This is a genomic window from Escherichia sp. R1 (genome assembly GCF_003000935.1).
In the GTDB taxonomy this organism is placed as follows: Bacteria; Pseudomonadota; Gammaproteobacteria; order Enterobacterales; family Enterobacteriaceae; genus Escherichia; species Escherichia coli.
The window spans coordinates 95,837-113,511 of the sequence record NZ_PSRU01000011.1 but is presented as its reverse complement, the minus strand read 5'-3'; the positions used below and the strand labels follow the sequence as shown (position 1 = coordinate 113,511).

The following is a 17,675-nucleotide window of genomic DNA, read 5'->3' as shown; positions in this document are numbered from 1 at the left end:
TGAGCGGAGCACATCAGGCACATCGGCTAATTACAGATTCTCGCCGTTGCTGGCAATCACCTCTTTGTACCAGTCAAAGCTCTTCTTACGTGAACGCGACATATCGCCAGTACCGTCGTCATGTTTATTCACATAGATAAAGCCGTAGCGTTTGCTGTACTGCCCGGTGGTGAACGACACACAGTCGATGCAGCCCCACGGCGTGTAGCCCATCAGGTCCACGCCATCGTAAGTCACCGCTTTTTTCATCTCTTCAATATGGGCGCGCAGGTAGTCAATGCGGTAATCGTCATTGATGCTGCCATCATCTTCCACTTTGTCGTAAGCGCCAAAACCGTTTTCGACAATAAACAGCGGCTTCTGGTAACGCTCATACAGCTCGCAAAGCGCGTAACGCAGACCAACCGGATCAATCTGCCAGCCCCAGTCAGACGCTTTAACATACGGGTTCGGTACGCTGCCTTCAAAACCAGAGATCGCATCGCCGGTGCCGCCTTCGGCCTTCACCGCGTTGGTCATGTAATAGCTGAAGCCGAGATAATCGCAGGTGCCTTCGCGCAGTACATCCAGATCGCCGTCTTCCATTTTGATGTTAAATCCGCGGCGTTCCCACTCGTTCAACACATAGGACGGGTAATAGCCACGCAACTGCACATCGGTAAAGACGTAACGTTCGCGCATCGACTCCTGGGCAAACATCACATCGTCCGGGTTACAGGAGTAAGGATAGAGCGGCACCATCGCCAGCATACAACCGACTTTCATCTCCGGGTTGATGCGATGCGCGGCTTTCACCGCCAGGGCGCTGGCGACAAACTGGTGATGCAGCACCTGATACATCGTCTCTTCCGGGTTTTCATGCTCGGTATACACCACGCCGGAGCAGCAGTAACCGAACAGCGGTGCACGCCAGTTACGCTGGTTGTTAATTTCGTTGAAGGTCATCCAGTATTTGACTTTATGCTTATAGCGTTCAAATACCACTTCCGCGAAACGGACAAAGAAATCAACCACTTTACGGTTGGTCCAGCTACCATATTGCTGCACCAGATGCAGCGGCATTTCAAAGTGGGAGAGGGTGATCACCGGTTCGATGTTGTATTTCAGCAGTTCATCGATCATATCATCGTAGAACTTCAGCCCTTCTTCGTTTGGCTGAGCTTCATCGCCTTTTGGAAAAATGCGCGTCCAGGCGATGGAAGTACGAAAACATTTGAAGCCCATTTCGGCAAATAGCTTGATGTCCTCCTTGTAGTGACCATAAAAATCAACGGCTTCATGGTTTGGATAGTATTTGCCAGGCACAACTTCTTTGGTGATTTCGCGCGGCACGCCGTGTGCGCCACCGGTCAAAACGTCACAAATGCTCGGCCCTTTGCCGCCTTTGTTCCAGCCGCCTTCGACCTGATGAGCGGCAACTGCGCCGCCCCATAAGAAATCTTTCGGTAAGGTGAGTTTTTTCACTATCATAGGCTCCAGATGAGTCAATTCTTACAGGAAATATTACCATGCAGCCAAACGACATCACTTTTTTTCAACGTTTCCAGGATGACATTCTGGCTGGGCGTAAAACCATCACCATCCGCGACGAGTCTGAATCGCACTTCAAAACGGGTGATGTGCTTCGTGTCGGACGGTTTGAAGATGACGGTTATTTTTGCACGATTGAAGTCACCGCAACCTCAACCGTAACGCTGGATACGCTGACGGAAAAACATGCAAAGCAGGAAAATATGACCCTGACTGAACTGAAAAAGGTCATTGCCGACATCTATCCCGACCAGACACAGTTTTATGTGATTGAATTTAAATGCCTTTAAATTGAACTCACGCCTGTTAGTTGAAATTTCGCATTTAATTTCATGATTTTTCGGAGATTAATCTCAAATCAGAATTTATTTTAGCTAACAGGTGTTCACTGGAACTATTCTCAGTTACGCTGGAGAGGTATACATGTGCGTGTACGTTTTTCCGGAGTAAGTTATGGTTCAGAAGCCCCTCATTAAGCAGGGATATTCGCTGGCAGAGGAAATTGCCAACAGCGTCAGTCACGGCATTGGGCTGGTGTTTGGTATCGTTGGGTTGGTGTTGCTACTGGTTCAGGCGGTGGATCTCAATGCCAGCGCCACGGCGATAACCAGTTACAGCCTCTATGGCGGCAGTATGATCCTGCTGTTCCTCGCTTCGACGCTCTATCACGCCATTCCCCATCAACGGGCAAAAATGTGGCTGAAGAAATTTGACCACTGTGCCATTTATCTGTTGATTGCCGGAACCTACACGCCGTTTTTGCTGGTGGGGCTGGATTCTCCGTTAGCGCGCGGGTTGATGATTGTTATCTGGAGCCTGGCATTGCTGGGTATTCTGTTTAAACTGACCATCGCGCACCGATTCAAAATTTTATCTCTGGTGACCTATCTGGCGATGGGCTGGCTGTCGCTGGTGGTAATTTATGAAATGGCAGTTAAGCTCGCGGCGGGCAGCGTTACCTTACTGGCGGTAGGCGGTGTGGTTTATTCGCTCGGGGTGATTTTCTACGTCTGCAAGCGCATTCCATACAATCATGCCATCTGGCACGGCTTTGTGCTCGGCGGTAGTGTGTGCCACTTTCTGGCGATCTATTTGTATATTGGGCAGGCGTAATTGGCGTGCCTTTGTAGGCCTGAAAAGACACACCAGTGTCGCATCAGGCGATAAATGCCTGATGCGATACAGAGATTTACTCTTCCAGCGAATATGGCAGTGGCTCGATACGCAATGTATTCGCATCGTCACGCACGCGGAAGATGCTGTCCGGTTCCATATCGTTATTCATGACAACCTGCACCACAACCTGACCATCTTCCAGTTTGACCGCAGCCAGCACCGTACCGGTACGACGCCAGTTCTCGCCCATTTTCAGCTCTAAGTCTTCACCAGCTTCCGGCAGTCGGCTGGCGCTACCCTTCAGCAACCAGAGCGCGCGTTTGTTGGCACCACGGAATTTTGCTCGCGCCACCATCTCTTGTCCGGTATAGCAGCCTTTCTTAAAGCTGATACCGCCCAGCGCCTGGAGGTTGGTCGCCTGGGGGATAAACTGCCCGCTGTTGGCGGCATCAATCACCGGAAAACCCGCTTCAATGTTTAATGCCAGCCACTGTTGGCTATTGTTCAGTTCCGCTTCACCGCGCAGTTTATCGGTCAGCATATTGGCAGTAGCTTCATCGGTTACGATCAGGAAACGTTCTGCCGGGTGTTCAAACCATAGCAACGTGGTCGCGCCTTCTTTGACTACCTGTTTTTCTCTCGAAGGTAGTTCACTAAAGAGATTTGCCAACGCGGCGCGCGCCTGAAAACCGGCAACACCAAGCAGCACACGCTCGTCGTCTGGCGCGATGGTCACTTTAGAGAACACCGCATATTTTTTCAGTTCAGTCAGCTGCGGTTCACGCACGCTGCGCCGTTCAATCCATGCAAAGCCATCGCCGTCGCGGAACAGACGTAAATTGCTCCACATTTTACCTTTGGCGTCGCAATGGGCGGCGAGCAGGTGCTGATCTTCAGTCATCTGGCTGACATCTGCTGTCACCTGGCCTTGCATATATTTTTCGCTGTCCGCGCCAGTAATAGTGGCAAGCGCCCAGTCATCAAGCGTCATCAGCGTCAGTGGCAAACGGGCAGAAGCCGTAGGCTGACGGGGAGGAAAAGGTGTAAAAGCCATAATAGAGTCCTGAGTTGCTTAACGGCGTATTAATAACTAATGGTAAAAGAGCTATGAGGCAATGCAAGTGCTTTCACTACGCGATCTGTGCCTTCTGCGAGGCGACTTCCAAAAAAATGAAGCCCTTGAATTGTTGTGAATTAATTTCGCGATCGCGATTGTGTTTACTGATATTCCCGTAAAAGAAGTCGAAAAACACGTTACAATAGCCGGGTACTGGATTTTCGTGAGACAGGAAGAAGATGGACATTAACAACAAAGCCCGCATTCATTGGGCATGCCGCCGTGGTATGCGCGAACTCGATATTTCAATCATGCCGTTTTTCGAACATGAGTACGACAGCTTAAGCGATGACGAAAAACGCATCTTTATTCGTCTGCTGGAATGTGACGATCCGGACCTGTTTAACTGGCTGATGAATCACGGTAAACCGGCCGATGCAGAACTGGAAATGATGGTCCGACTCATTCAGACACGGAACCGGGAACGTGGTCCTGTGGCAATCTGATTTGCGCGTCTCCTGGCGCGCACAGTGGCTTTCCTTGCTGATTCATGGGCTGGTTGCCGCTGTTATTTTACTCATGCCCTGGCCGCTCAGTTACACCCCGTTATGGATGGTGTTACTTTCGCTGGTGGTGTTTGATTGCGTTCGCAGCCAGCGGCGCATTAATGCTCGCCAGGGGGAAATTCGCTTGTTGATGGACGGGCGTTTGCGTTGGCAAGGGCAGGAGTGGAGCATCGTCAAAGCGCCGTGGATGATTAAGAGCGGCATGATGCTGCGTTTACGTTCTGACAGCGGAAAACGGCAACATTTATGGCTGGCAGCTGACAGCATGGACGAAGCCGAATGGCGGGATTTACGGCGGATATTGTTACAACAAGAGACGCAAAGATAAAGATGACGGCAAAGCATATGTGCTAAGCCGTCAGTGACATCAGGCGTAATGCTCTGCCATTTCGTTGAGGATTTGCTCGCACCAGCTCTGAATACGCTCGTCGCTAAGGTCATACTGGTTAGTTTCATCCAGCGCCAGACCCACGAACAGTTGCCCGTCAGCAATCACCGGTTTCGGGCTGGTAAATTCATATCCTTCCGTTGGCCAGTAGCCGACGAACTTCACGCCTTTGGTCGAGAGTTTGTCATGCAGCATACCGAGCGCATCGAGGAACCACTCGCCGTATCCCAGTTGATCGCCAAGCCCATACAGCGCAACAATTTTACCTTCGAGGTTCAGGTCGTCGAGCTGATCCCAGACGGCTTCCCAGTCTTCCTGGATTTCGCCAAAATCCCAGGTCGGGATACCCAGAATGAGCACATCGTACTGCTCCATTAATTTCGGGGAGTCGTCCTTGAGGTTATGTAAGGTCACCAGTTCTGGGCCGATAATATCGCGGATTTTTTCTGCCGCCATTTCGGTGTAACAGGTGCTGGAACCGTAAAAAAGACCCATATTCATAACGTAAGCTTCTCGATTCTGCTGTGGCTTTTGCGGCTAGTGTATCAGAATCGCTTTAGTCACGGCACAATAAGGCATAATGGATCAAATGAGTGACCATAAGGGGCGCAAGTGAAACAGGATCTGGCACGCATCGAGCAGTTTCTTGATGCTCTGTGGCTGGAAAAAAATCTGGCTGAAAATACGTTGAACGCTTACCGTCGCGATCTGTCAATGATGGTGGAGTGGTTGCATCACCGCGGGTTGACGCTGGCGACGGCGCAAAGTGACGATTTGCAGGCATTACTGGCAGAACGGCTGGAGGGCGGGTATAAAGCCACCAGCTCAGCGCGTTTGCTGAGTGCAGTGCGCCGATTGTTCCAGTATCTTTATCGCGAAAAGTTTCGTGAAGATGATCCCAGTGCGCATCTCGCTTCACCGAAATTGCCCCAGCGTTTGCCAAAAGATTTAAGCGAAGCGCAGGTCGAACGTTTATTACAGGCACCATTAATTGATCAGCCACTGGAGCTACGCGATAAAGCCATGCTTGAAGTGTTGTATGCTACCGGACTGCGTGTCTCTGAACTGGTCGGGCTGACAATGAGTGATATCAGCCTGCGTCAGGGCGTGGTGCGGGTCATTGGTAAAGGCAACAAAGAGCGCCTGGTGCCGTTAGGTGAAGAGGCGGTTTACTGGCTGGAAACCTATCTGGAACATGGGCGTCCGTGGCTGTTGAATGGTGTGTCAATTGACGTGTTGTTTCCCAGCCAGCGTGCGCAGCAGATGACGCGACAGACCTTCTGGCACCGCATTAAACATTATGCCGTGCTGGCGGGTATCGACAGCGAAAAGCTGTCACCGCATGTGTTGCGTCACGCTTTTGCCACTCACTTATTAAATCATGGTGCGGATTTACGCGTGGTGCAGATGCTACTGGGCCACAGCGATCTCTCCACCACGCAAATTTATACGCATGTCGCTACCGAGCGTCTGCGACAACTTCATCAACAGCATCACCCGCGGGCGTGATGTCTGAAAAGAACAGGAAAATTTATGAAGAAAGGTTTTATGTTATTTACCTTGTTGGCAGCGTTTTCAGGCTTTGTTCAGGCTGATGACGCGGCAATTCAACAAACGTTAGCCAAAATGGGCATCAAAAGCAGCGATATTCAGCCCGCGCCCGTAGCTGGCATGAAGACAGTTCTGACTAACAGCGGTGTGTTGTACATCACCGATGATGGTAAACATATCATTCAGGGGCCAATGTATGACGTTAGTGGCACGGCTCCGGTCAATGTCACCAATAAGATGCTGTTAAAGCAGTTGAATGCGCTTGAAAAAGAGATGATCGTTTATAAAGCGCCGCAGGAAAAACACGTCATCACCGTGTTTACTGATATTACCTGTGGTTACTGCCACAAACTGCATGAGCAAATGGCAGACTATAACGCGCTGGGGATCACCGTGCGTTATCTTGCTTTCCCGCGCCAGGGGCTGGACAGCGATGCAGAGAAAGAAATGAAAGCTATCTGGTGTGCGAAAGATAAAAACAAAGCGTTTGATGATGTGATGGCAGGTAAAAGCGTCGCACCAGCCAGCTGCGACGTGGATATTGCCGACCATTACGCACTTGGCGTCCAGCTTGGCGTTAGCGGTACTCCGGCAGTTGTGCTGAGCAATGGCACACTTGTTCCGGGTTACCAGCCGCCGAAAGACATGAAAGAATTCCTCGACGAACACCAAAAAATGACCAGCGGTAAATAATTCGCGTGAAACAACAGATACAACTTCGTCGCCGAGAAGTCGATGAAACGGCCGACTTGCCCGCTGAATTGCCTCCCTTGCTGCGCCGTTTATATGCCAGCCGGGGTGTGCGTAGCGCGCAGGAACTGGAACGCAGTGTTAAAGGCATGCTGCCCTGGCAGCAACTGAGCGGCGTCGAAAAGGCCGTTGAGATCCTTTACAACGCTTTTCGCGAAGGAACGCGGATTATTGTGGTCGGTGATTTCGACGCCGACGGTGCGACCAGCACGGCTCTAAGCGTGCTGGCGATGCGCTCGCTTGGTTGCAGCAATATCGACTACCTGGTTCCAAACCGTTTCGAAGACGGTTACGGCTTAAGTCCGGAAGTAGTCGATCAGGCTCATGCCCGTGGCGCGCAGTTAATTGTCACGGTGGATAACGGTATTTCCTCCCATGCGGGGGTTGAACACGCTCGTTCGTTGGGCATTCCGGTTATTGTTACCGATCACCATTTGCCAGGCGACACATTACCCGCAGCGGAAGCGATCATTAACCCTAACTTGCGCGACTGTAATTTCCCGTCGAAATCACTGGCGGGCGTTGGCGTGGCGTTTTATCTGATGCTGGCGTTACGCACTTTTTTGCGCGATCAGGGCTGGTTTGATGAACGCGGCATCGCAATTCCTAATCTGGCAGAACTGCTGGATCTGGTAGCGTTGGGGACAGTGGCGGACGTCGTGCCGCTGGACGCTAATAATCGCATTCTGACCTGGCAGGGGATGAGTCGCATCCGTGCCGGAAAGTGCCGTCCGGGGATTAAAGCGCTGCTGGAAGTGGCCAATCGCGATCCACAAAAACTCGCCGCCAGCGATTTAGGTTTTGCGCTGGGGCCACGTCTCAATGCTGCCGGGCGACTGGACGATATGTCCGTTGGCGTGGCGCTGTTGCTGTGCGACAACATCGGCGAAGCGCGCGTGCTGGCAAATGAACTCGATGCGCTAAACCAGACGCGAAAAGAGATCGAACAGGGAATGCAAGTTGAAGCCCTGACCTTGTGCGAGAAACTGGAGCGCAGCCGCGACACGCTACCCGGCGGGCTGGCAATGTATCACCCCGAATGGCATCAGGGCGTTGTTGGCATTCTGGCATCGCGTATCAAAGAGCGTTTTCACCGTCCGGTTATCGCCTTTGCGCCAGCTGGTGATGGTACGCTGAAAGGTTCCGGTCGCTCCATTCAGGGGCTGCATATGCGTGATGCGCTGGAGCGGCTAGACACGCTTTACCCCGGCATGATGCTCAAGTTTGGCGGCCATGCGATGGCGGCAGGATTGTCGCTGGAAGAGGATAAATTCGAACTCTTTCAGCAACGCTTTGGCGAACTGGTTACCGAGTGGTTAGATCCTTCTTTATTGCAAGGGGAAGTGGTATCAGACGGCCCATTAAGTGCGGCAGAGATGACCATGGAAGTGGCGCAGCTGTTGCGTGATGCTGGCCCGTGGGGGCAGATGTTCCCGGAACCGTTGTTTGACGGTCATTTCCGTCTGTTGCAACAGCGGCTGGTGGGCGAGCGTCATTTGAAGGTGATGGTCGAACCGGTCGGCGGCGGTCCACTGCTGGACGGGATTGCTTTTAATGTCGATACCGCCCTCTGGCCGGATAACGGTGTGCGCGAAGTGCAACTGGCTTACAAGCTCGATATCAACGAGTTTCGCGGCAACCGCAGCCTGCAAATTATCATCGACAATATCTGGCCAATTTAGCGTCATCTTCTCTATAAAAAAGAGCGTGGATTGGGTACAATCCCGCTCTTATCACCGCATTTTGACTAGCTCAATAAAAGAAATCAGACCATGTTTGAAATTAATCCGGTAAATAATCGCATTCAGGACCTCACGGAACGCTCCGACGTTCTTAGGGGGTATCTTTGACTACGACGCCAAGAAAGAGCGTCTGGAAGAAGTAAACGCCGAGCTGGAACAGCCGGATGTCTGGAACGAACCCGAACGCGCACAGGCGCTGGGTAAAGAGCGTTCCTCCCTCGAAGCCGTTGTCGACACCCTCGACCAAATGAAACAGGGGCTGGAAGATGTTTCTGGTCTGCTGGAACTGGCTGTAGAAGCTGACGACGAAGAAACCTTTAACGAAGCCGTTGCTGAACTCGACGCCCTGGAAGAAAAACTGGCGCAGCTTGAGTTCCGCCGTATGTTCTCTGGCGAATATGACAGCGCCGACTGCTACCTCGATATTCAGGCGGGGTCTGGCGGTACGGAAGCACAGGACTGGGCGAGCATGCTTGAGCGTATGTATCTGCGCTGGGCTGAATCGCGTGGTTTCAAAACTGAAATCATCGAAGAGTCGGAAGGTGAAGTGGCGGGTATTAAATCCGTGACGATCAAAATCTCCGGCGATTACGCTTATGGCTGGCTGCGTACAGAAACCGGCGTTCACCGCCTGGTGCGTAAGAGCCCGTTTGACTCCGGCGGTCGTCGCCACACGTCGTTCAGCTCCGCGTTTGTTTACCCGGAAGTTGATGATGATATCGATATCGAAATCAATCCGGCGGATCTGCGCATCGACGTTTATCGCGCATCCGGCGCGGGCGGTCAGCACGTTAACCGTACCGAATCTGCGGTGCGTATTACTCACATCCCGACCGGGATCGTGACTCAGTGCCAGAACGACCGTTCCCAGCACAAGAACAAAGACCAGGCCATGAAGCAGATGAAAGCGAAGCTTTATGAACTGGAGATGCAGAAGAAAAATGCCGAGAAACAGGCGATGGAAGATAACAAATCCGACATCGGCTGGGGCAGCCAGATTCGTTCTTATGTCCTTGATGACTCCCGCATTAAAGATCTGCGTACCGGGGTAGAAACCCGCAACACGCAGGCCGTGCTGGACGGCAGCCTGGATCAATTTATCGAAGCAAGTTTGAAAGCAGGGTTATGAGGAACCAACATGTCTGAACAACACGCACAGGGCGCTGACGCGGTAGTCGATCTTAACAATGAACTGAAAACGCGTCGTGAGAAGCTGGCGAACCTGCGTGAGCAGGGGATTGCCTTCCCGAACGATTTCCGTCGCGATCATACCTCTGACCAATTGCACGCAGAATTCGACGGTAAAGAGAACGAAGAACTGGAAGCGCTGAACATCGAAGTCGCCGTTGCTGGCCGCATGATGACCCGTCGTATTATGGGTAAAGCGTCTTTCGTTACCCTGCAGGACGTTGGCGGTCGCATTCAGTTGTACGTTGCCCGTGACGATCTGCCGGAAGGCGTTTACAACGAGCAGTTCAAAAAATGGGACCTCGGCGATATCCTCGGCGCGAAAGGTAAACTGTTCAAAACCAAAACCGGTGAACTGTCTATCCACTGTACCGAGCTGCGTCTGCTGACCAAAGCACTGCGTCCGCTGCCGGATAAATTCCACGGCTTGCAGGATCAGGAAGCGCGCTATCGTCAGCGTTATCTGGATCTCATCTCTAACGATGAATCCCGCAACACCTTTAAAGTGCGCTCGCAGATCCTCTCTGGTATTCGCCAGTTCATGGTGAATCGCGGCTTTATGGAAGTTGAAACGCCGATGATGCAGGTGATCCCTGGCGGTGCCGCTGCGCGTCCGTTTATCACTCACCATAACGCGCTGGATCTCGACATGTACCTGCGTATCGCGCCGGAACTGTACCTCAAGCGTCTGGTGGTCGGTGGCTTCGAGCGTGTATTCGAAATCAACCGTAACTTCCGTAACGAAGGTATTTCCGTACGTCATAACCCAGAGTTCACCATGATGGAACTCTATATGGCTTACGCAGATTACAAAGATCTTATCGAGCTGACCGAATCGCTGTTCCGTACTCTGGCACAGGATATTCTCGGTAAGACGGAAGTGACCTACGGCGACGTAACGCTGGACTTCGGTAAACCGTTCGAAAAACTGACCATGCGTGAAGCGATCAAGAAATATCGCCCGGAAACTGACATGGCGGATCTGGACAACTTCGACTCTGCGAAAGCGATTGCTGAATCTATCGGCATCCACGTTGAGAAGAGCTGGGGTCTGGGCCGTATCGTTACCGAGATCTTCGAAGAAGTGGCAGAAGCACATCTGATTCAGCCGACCTTCATTACTGAATATCCGGCAGAAGTTTCTCCGCTGGCGCGTCGTAACGACGTTAACCCGGAAATCACAGACCGCTTTGAGTTCTTCATTGGTGGTCGTGAAATCGGTAACGGCTTTAGCGAACTGAATGACGCGGAAGATCAGGCGCAGCGCTTCCTGGATCAGGTTGCCGCGAAAGATGCAGGTGACGACGAAGCGATGTTCTACGATGAAGATTACGTCACCGCACTGGAACATGGCTTACCGCCGACAGCAGGTCTGGGAATTGGTATCGACCGTATGGTAATGCTGTTCACCAACAGCCATACCATCCGCGACGTTATTCTGTTCCCGGCGATGCGTCCGGTGAAATAAGCATTACGTTATGCTCACAACCCCGGCAAATGTCGGGGTTTTTTAATTGTGATGCGCGAAAGCAGACAACAATTTTCTTGCTTCACTATTGGCTGCCTGCATCACCATCCACGGACTGAACGCCCACGGCGTGGCATCAATACCGTGTAATACATCTGCTAAATCACACCATTGATAATCCATCACTTCATCATCGTTGATCTGTAACGCACTGGTGGTGCGTGCGGCAAATACCGGACACACTTCATTTTCCACAATGCCATTCGGATCGGTGGCGCGATAGTAGAAGTCAGGATAGATAGATTCAGGAGGCGTAATTTCCACGCCAAGCTCATAACGGCAACGGCGGATCACCGCGTCTTCGTTGCTTTCTCCCAGTTGTGGGTGCCCACAAACCGAGTTAGTCCACACGCCAGGCCACGCTTTTTTGCTAAGGGCGCGGCGGGTAACTAATAATTGCCCTTTGGCATTAAACAGCCAACTGGAGAACGCGAGATGTAAGAGAGTGTCTGCCGTGTGTGCGGCATACTTTTCCAGCGTACCCGTGGGAACTCCCTGTGCATTCAATAAAATGACGTGTTCCGTTTGCATAATTTCTCACATGTAATTCTAATCACTCATCATTATAGATAATTGAAGAGTGAAATGATTAACCAAGTGAGCGTTTATCGACAACCGCCCGTTTTGAGCGGATGTCGACAGGTAAAAACCATTTAAAAAAGCAGCATCATATATTTGAAGCGACTTTCAATGGCCATTACAACACAGTCAGAAATGACAGGAATAGAGAGAGTAAAAAGCAACAGCAGACTGAATATAGCGCGCATTAAAAGATTCATATTATTCTCCATGCTCATTTTTCTTCAGCTTGCGCATCAGAAGCCACATACGTACTGTCCTGACTTTTAAATCTTTATCAGAGACGGATTCCTTCACCAGATCAGCATGATGCTGATAGCCATTAAAGAAGACGTTCAGCACAACGGCGCTAAGGGTTGCGAGCATAATGCCGCTATGCAGCAACGGTTGCAGTACGGCCGGTAACTTAGAAAAGAAATCGTGAGAGAGCGTTGGCGTCATGCCAACACCGAGACTGATCGCCACAATATAGAGGTTGTAACGGTTAGTGGTGTAGTTACAGCGCGACAGAATTCGAATCCCTGTCGCCAGTACCATGCCGAACATCACCAGCCCCGCGCCGCCCAGCACAAATTGCGGAATCGAGGCCACCAGCACCGCCATTTTGGGCACCATGCCGAACAGGATCAAAATGATACCGGAAGCAATGCACACCCAGCGGCTATGAACGCGCGTCACGCTAACCAGGCCAACGTTTTGAGAAAATGACGTGTGGGGGAAGCTGTTAAACGTTCCGCCTATCATTGTCCCTACACCATCGACACGCAGCCCGCGAATAATATCGTGTGAAGAGAGTTTACGACCGACTATTTCACCCAGTGCCAGGAACATCCCCATCGACTCGATAAACACGATGATTAACACGGCAGTCATGGTCAGAATGGAAACGGGATCGAAAATCGGCATACCAAATGACATCGGCGTGACAATCGCAAACCATGAAGCATCATGTAGCCCGGATAAATTGACTTCATTCATCATCCACGAAAGTAAAAAGCCAAATACAATCCCCAGTAATACGGCGACGTTGGACATAAATCCTTTCGCATAGCGAGTAATGAGCAAGATAAAAATTAAGACGGCAAAGGAGATACCTAAATAAACGGGATTACCATATTGCGGATTCCCTTTACCTCCGGCGGCCCAGTCAATACCCACCTGAATGATGCTAAGCCCGATAGAAGTAATCACCACACCGGTAACCAGTGGCGGGAATAAAGGCATCAAGCGACCGATAAGTGGCGCTAATAATGTGGTGATAAAACCCGCGGCGATAGTGGCACCGAATATCCCCAGCAGGCCGATATCCGGGTTCATACCAATGGCTATCATTGGTGTTACAGCGGCGAAGGTCACCGACATAATCACCGGCAGGCGGATCCCCATAAAGCGGCCGATACCGATACATTGCAATAATGTGACGATCCCGCAGCAAAAGAGATCCGAGCTAATGAGCATCGCAATAGCTTCTTTTGAGAGGCCCAGTCGGTCACCAATCATAAGAGGAACAGCGACTGCACCTGCGTACATGACAAGGACGTGTTGCAGACCGAGTATGATCAGCTTTCCTAGTGATAATATGCGGTCAACCTCATCAGTTGGGCGGTCTTGCCCAGAAGATGAGGGAAGTTGGGAATCTATGGCGCTCATCAGTGTTTCTCCTTTCGCCCGCCAGAGTAAAAAGCAACCGTTTACGTTCATGAAACTGTCTAAACACATGCTCGTGGAGTGCCAGTTTTTGCGAGGAAGGGGAGTTAGAGATAGGAATTGCGGAGGCAATCACATAATCGTGGTTAAACCACGAAAATGAGAAGAGAACCTGACAATGGAATTATCTGTAATTTTCTCATATTGATATTTCATTAATCATTCTGGCATGTCGCACTCTCGCATTTAATCGTTTTTATCTGGATAGCATTCTTTTGATCGGCAATGTTGAAATAATGAAAGCGGCATAGATTGAGGGGCAATAATTTGAACTCAGTTGCAAAATTATAATTAAAACGGTCATGCTACCTAATATATGCCCGTTTATTGCATCGCGAAATTTGAGAAGACATAACTCATTAAATGAAAGGGATGCAAATGAATAAGTTTATCGCTGCTGAAGCTGCGGAATGTATAGGCTGCCATGCCTGTGAAATTGCCTGTGCGGTAGCACACAATCAAGAAAACTGGCCGCTGAGTCACAGTGACTTTCGACCGCGTATCCACGTTGTAGGGAAAGGCCAGGCTGCGAATCCGGTGGCCTGCCATCACTGCAACAATGCCCCTTGCGTTACGGCTTGTCCGGTTAATGCTCTGACTTTCCAGTCCGATAGCGTACAACTGGACGAGCAAAAATGTATTGGTTGTAAAAGATGCGCAATCGCTTGCCCCTTTGGCGTCGTTGAGATGGTCGATACGATTGCACAGAAATGCGACCTTTGTAACCAGCGCAGTTCCGGCACGCAAGCCTGTATTGACGTCTGCCCAACACAGGCGTTACGGCTGATGGACGATAAAGGGTTGCAGCAGATAAAGGTGGCCCGCCAGCGCAAAACGGCAGCAGGAAAAGCGTCATCAGACGCTCAGCCATCTCGCAGTGCAGCGTTGCTCCCCGTTAACTCGCGTAAAGGCGCAGATAAAATTTCAGCGAGTGAACGGAAAACCCACTTTGGCGAAATCTATTGCGGGCTGGATCCACAACAAGCGACTTATGAGAGTGACCGCTGTGTTTATTGTGCCGAAAAAGCTAACTGCAACTGGCATTGTCCGCTGCATAACGCTATTCCGGATTACATCCGTCTGGTACAGGAAGGAAAGATTATTGAAGCGGCAGAACTTTGCCACCAGACCAGTTCCTTACCCGAAATCTGCGGCAGGGTATGTCCACAGGACCGTCTTTGTGAAGGTGCATGTACTTTGAAAGATCACTCTGGCGCAGTCTCTATCGGTAATCTGGAACGCTACATCACCGATACTGCGCTGGCGATGGGCTGGCGTCCCGATGTCAGCAAAGTTGTTCCCCGTAGCGAAAAAGTGGCGGTGATTGGCGCTGGACCTGCAGGATTAGGGTGTGCTGATATTCTGGCGCGCGCGGGAGTTCAGGTTGATGTCTTTGATCGCCATCCAGAAATTGGCGGTATGCTGACTTTTGGCATTCCTCCTTTCAAACTCGATAAAACGGTATTAAGCCAGCGGCGAGAGATATTCACCGCAATGGGAATCGACTTTCATCTTAACTGTGAAATTGGCCGCGATATCTCTTTCAACGAATTAACGGCGGAATATGATGCTGTTTTCCTCGGCGTGGGGACTTACGGGATGATGCGAGCAGATCTGCCGCATGAAGATGCGCCTGGTGTCATTCAGGCGTTACCGTTCCTGACCGCCCATACCCGCCAGCTCATGGGATTGCCGGAGTCTGCAGAGTATCCGCTGACGGATGTGGAAGGTAAGCGAGTTGTGGTATTGGGCGGTGGCGATACGACAATGGATTGTTTGCGGACTTCCATCCGCCTTAATGCCGCCAGCGTGACCTGTGCGTATCGTCGTGATGAAGTCAGTATGCCGGGCTCGCGCAAAGAGGTGGTCAATGCCCGCGAGGAAGGTGTTGAGTTTCAGTTCAATGTTCAGCCGCAATATATCGCTTGTGATGAAGATGGACGCTTAACGGCGGTGGGCCTGATTCGTACCGCTATGGGTGAGCCGGGGCCGGATGGTCGCCGTCGTCCTCGTCCGGTTGCGGGTTCAGAGTTTGAATTGCCCGCCGATGTTCTCATTATGGCCTTTGGTTTCCAGGCACATACCATGCCGTGGTTGCAGGGCAGCGGAATTAAACTCGATAAATGGGGCCTGATTCAAACCGGCGACGTCGGGTATTTACCTACCCAGACGCATCTGAAAAAAGTCTTTGCTGGTGGTGATGCAGTTCATGGCGCGGATCTGGTTGTCACTGCAATGGCCGCAGGAAGGCAGGCGGCGCGCGATATGTTAACTCTGTTTGATACGAAGGCATCGTGATGAAATCGTTAATTATCGTTAATCCGGCTGACTGTATTGGCTGCCGTACTTGTGAAGTGGCCTGTGTGGTCGCTCACCCTTCAGTCATTGCCGGGTGATACCCGGCAACAAATCGTGAAATGCGATCTCTGTGAACAGCGGGAAGAGGGGCCAGCCTGCGTTGAATCTTGCCCGACACAGGCGTTGCAGTTGCTGACTGAAAGAGAACTCAGGCGTATCCGCCAGCAGCGTATTGCTGCCAGCGGCGCGAATCCTCTTTGATAAAAAACTCCGCGTTGAAAGGCGCGGAGAATCTATTAGATAGCCCAACCACCCGCGTAAAACGCGACCAGTGCGGCAGTAATGATCACCGTACCAATATTCAGCTTTTGCCATTCGCGCGCAAAGACGCGACCCACCACCAGTGTTACAAAGCCCAGCATAATACCGGTAACGATATTACAAGTCAGAACGATGAACACGGCACACACCAGGCCAGCCATTGCGTCAATAAAATCGTTGAAATCCAGCTTCGAGACGTTGCTTAACATCAGCAAACCTACGTACATCAGTGCGGGAGCTGTGGCATAACCGGGGATCAGAAACGATAACGGTGATAAAAACAGAATCATCAGGAACAACACACCAACCACGGTTGCGGTTAAACCGGTTTTCCCCCCGGCGGCGGTTCCTGCCGCTGATTCGATATAAACCGCCGCGGGCGCTGCGCCCACCAGGCCGGAGAATATTGAACTTACTGAGTCACTGGTCAGGGCTTTGCCGCCGTTGATGATCTGGTTGTCTTTATCCAACAAATTCGCCTGACCGGCGACGGCACGGATGGTGCCAGTGGCGTCGAACACTGCGGTCATCACCAATGCCAGTACACTCGGAAGTACAGTTGGCTGGAGTGCGCCCATAATATCGAGGCTGAAAATCAGAGAATTACCATCTTCGCCAGTCAGGCTTGGCATTGCCACCAGACCGTGGTACTTCACCGCTGGGTCAAAGATTAAGCCGATGATCGAAATTGCAATAATCACCAACAAGATCCCGCCGGGTACGCGGCACTTTTCCAGACCGAAGATGACCGCCAGCCCCAGTAAGCTCATCATCACCGGGAAGGAGGTAAAGGCACCGAGCGCCACTGGCAAGCCTTCAATCGGGTTTTTGATAACCATTCCCACACCGTTAGCAGCAATCAGCAGCAGAAACAGGCCGATACCGATACCTGTACCGTGAGCGATCCCCATCGGCAAATTACGTAAGATCCAGGTACGCACACCGGTTACGGAAATAGCGGTGAAGATGACGCCCATCAGAAAGACTGCGCCCAGTGCGACAGGAACGCTAATTTGTTGCCCGAGTACCAGACTGAATGCGGTAAACGCCGTCAAGGAAATAGCGCAACCAATCGCCATTGGCAAATTGGCCCATAACCCCATCAGCAACGAGCCGAAGCCCGCGACCAGACAGGTGGCAACAAACACAGCTGCGGGAGGAAAACCTGCTTTGCCCAGCATTCCCGGAACGACGATAACGGAATAAACCATGGCCAGAAAGGTCGTTAAGCCAGCCAGTACTTCCTGACGAACGGTACTGCCACGAGCGGTAATTTTAAAATAATTATCCAGCGCGCCCTGTGGCTTTGGTGCGTCCGGTGTTTGTAGGATGTCTCCAGACATAATGATGTCCT

General features: G+C 51.3%; 18 protein-coding genes and 1 pseudogene. 12 read left to right on the top strand and 7 right to left on the bottom strand.

Going from position 1 to position 17,675, the window contains the following annotated elements; translation table 11 throughout:
* Window positions 1-30 precede the first annotated feature (30 nt).
* On the bottom strand, window positions 31-1,464 hold the full coding sequence (bglA, locus tag C4F37_RS14790) for a 6-phospho-beta-glucosidase BglA (RefSeq protein WP_001339296.1): 1,434 nt from the start codon (window positions 1,462-1,464) through the stop codon (window positions 31-33).
* Between the two features lie 44 nt (window positions 1,465-1,508).
* On the opposite strand from bglA, the gene yqfB reads away from it, so the two are divergent.
* Both yqfB and trhA read left to right on the top strand, forming a co-directional pair.
* A complete protein-coding gene (gene yqfB / locus C4F37_RS14785) occupies window positions 1,509-1,820 on the top strand; it encodes a N(4)-acetylcytidine aminohydrolase (RefSeq protein WP_001182959.1) in 312 nt (103 codons plus the stop codon).
* A 163-nt stretch (window positions 1,821-1,983) separates the two neighbouring features.
* Complete coding sequence (gene trhA, locus C4F37_RS14780; RefSeq protein WP_000250274.1) at window positions 1,984-2,643, top strand: PAQR family membrane homeostasis protein TrhA; 660 nt, start codon at window positions 1,984-1,986, stop codon at window positions 2,641-2,643.
* 76 nt (window positions 2,644-2,719) lie between these two features.
* Here the strand turns inward: trhA and ygfZ are convergent, their stop codons facing one another.
* Window positions 2,720-3,700: a tRNA-modifying protein YgfZ gene (ygfZ, locus tag C4F37_RS14775; protein ID WP_000886078.1), complete on the bottom strand. Its 981-nt coding sequence runs from the start codon at window positions 3,698-3,700 to the stop codon at window positions 2,720-2,722.
* A 242-nt stretch (window positions 3,701-3,942) separates the two neighbouring features.
* Here ygfZ and sdhE point away from each other — a divergent pair, with 242 nt between their 5' ends.
* Window positions 3,943-4,209 carry an FAD assembly factor SdhE gene (gene sdhE / locus C4F37_RS14770; protein WP_000354046.1) on the top strand — a complete coding sequence of 89 codons (267 nt, stop codon included), beginning with the start codon at window positions 3,943-3,945 and terminating at the stop codon, window positions 4,207-4,209.
* The gene (locus tag C4F37_RS14765) at window positions 4,190-4,597 is read left to right on the top strand and encodes a protein YgfX (RefSeq protein ID WP_000244781.1); all 408 of its coding nucleotides are present in this window, start codon (window positions 4,190-4,192) and stop codon (window positions 4,595-4,597) included. Before sdhE ends, C4F37_RS14765 begins: the two co-directional genes overlap by 20 nt.
* Window positions 4,598-4,636: 39 nt before the next feature.
* Here the strand turns inward: C4F37_RS14765 and fldB are convergent, their stop codons facing one another.
* On the bottom strand, window positions 4,637-5,158 hold the full coding sequence (gene fldB / locus C4F37_RS14760; protein WP_001055874.1) for a flavodoxin FldB: 522 nt from the start codon (window positions 5,156-5,158) through the stop codon (window positions 4,637-4,639).
* Between the two features lie 111 nt (window positions 5,159-5,269).
* Between fldB and xerD the strand changes: the two genes are divergently transcribed.
* From xerD to lysS, 5 genes are all read left to right on the top strand, one after another.
* Window positions 5,270-6,166 carry a site-specific tyrosine recombinase XerD gene (gene xerD / locus C4F37_RS14755; protein WP_000806638.1) on the top strand — a complete coding sequence of 299 codons (897 nt, stop codon included), beginning with the start codon at window positions 5,270-5,272 and terminating at the stop codon, window positions 6,164-6,166.
* A gap of 24 nt (window positions 6,167-6,190) precedes the next feature.
* Window positions 6,191-6,901: a bifunctional protein-disulfide isomerase/oxidoreductase DsbC gene (gene dsbC, locus C4F37_RS14750; RefSeq protein WP_000715230.1), complete on the top strand. Its 711-nt coding sequence runs from the start codon at window positions 6,191-6,193 to the stop codon at window positions 6,899-6,901.
* Between the two features lie 5 nt (window positions 6,902-6,906).
* A complete protein-coding gene (gene recJ, locus C4F37_RS14745; RefSeq protein ID WP_000813189.1) occupies window positions 6,907-8,640 on the top strand; it encodes a single-stranded-DNA-specific exonuclease RecJ in 1,734 nt (577 codons plus the stop codon).
* A gap of 90 nt (window positions 8,641-8,730) precedes the next feature.
* A protein-coding gene (gene prfB / locus C4F37_RS14740) for a peptide chain release factor 2 (RefSeq protein ID WP_001701073.1) occupies window positions 8,731-9,829 on the top strand; the annotation gives its coding sequence in 2 pieces (ribosomal slippage) (window positions 8,731-8,805 and window positions 8,807-9,829; 1,098 coding nt in all).
* Between the two features lie 9 nt (window positions 9,830-9,838).
* Window positions 9,839-11,356: a lysine--tRNA ligase gene (lysS, locus tag C4F37_RS14735; RefSeq protein ID WP_000003071.1), complete on the top strand. Its 1,518-nt coding sequence runs from the start codon at window positions 9,839-9,841 to the stop codon at window positions 11,354-11,356.
* A 42-nt stretch (window positions 11,357-11,398) separates the two neighbouring features.
* Here the strand turns inward: lysS and idi are convergent, their stop codons facing one another.
* The gene (idi, locus tag C4F37_RS14730) at window positions 11,399-11,947 is read right to left on the bottom strand and encodes an isopentenyl-diphosphate Delta-isomerase (protein WP_001774038.1); all 549 of its coding nucleotides are present in this window, start codon (window positions 11,945-11,947) and stop codon (window positions 11,399-11,401) included.
* Between the two features lie 54 nt (window positions 11,948-12,001).
* On the opposite strand from idi, the gene C4F37_RS27355 reads away from it, so the two are divergent.
* Entirely contained in the window at window positions 12,002-12,073 is a 72-nt protein-coding gene (locus tag C4F37_RS27355; protein ID WP_120795390.1) for a protein YqfH, read from the top strand.
* On the opposite strand, the gene yqfG is transcribed toward C4F37_RS27355, so the two are convergent.
* Both yqfG and uacT read right to left on the bottom strand, forming a co-directional pair.
* A complete protein-coding gene (yqfG, locus tag C4F37_RS14725) occupies window positions 12,070-12,195 on the bottom strand; it encodes a protein YqfG (RefSeq protein WP_001539548.1) in 126 nt (41 codons plus the stop codon). The genes C4F37_RS27355 and yqfG overlap by 4 nt on opposite strands.
* A 1-nt stretch (window position 12,196) precedes the next feature.
* On the bottom strand, window positions 12,197-13,645 hold the full coding sequence (gene uacT, locus C4F37_RS14720; RefSeq protein ID WP_001539546.1) for a urate/proton symporter UacT: 1,449 nt from the start codon (window positions 13,643-13,645) through the stop codon (window positions 12,197-12,199).
* A 435-nt stretch (window positions 13,646-14,080) separates the two neighbouring features.
* Between uacT and ygfT the strand changes: the two genes are divergently transcribed.
* Complete coding sequence (ygfT, locus tag C4F37_RS14710; protein WP_001363023.1) at window positions 14,081-16,000, top strand: formate-dependent uric acid utilization protein YgfT; 1,920 nt, start codon at window positions 14,081-14,083, stop codon at window positions 15,998-16,000.
* Window positions 16,000-16,261: pseudogene (locus C4F37_RS14705) on the top strand (4Fe-4S ferredoxin). The gene ygfT and the pseudogene C4F37_RS14705 overlap by 1 nt, the downstream one beginning before the upstream one ends.
* Before the next feature lie 35 nt (window positions 16,262-16,296).
* Here C4F37_RS14705 and ghxQ read toward each other — a convergent pair.
* Window positions 16,297-17,664 (bottom strand): guanine/hypoxanthine transporter GhxQ, encoded by a 1,368-nt coding sequence (ghxQ, locus tag C4F37_RS14700; RefSeq protein WP_094255751.1) that lies wholly within the window; start codon window positions 17,662-17,664, stop codon window positions 16,297-16,299.
* Window positions 17,665-17,675: the final 11 nt, after the last annotated feature.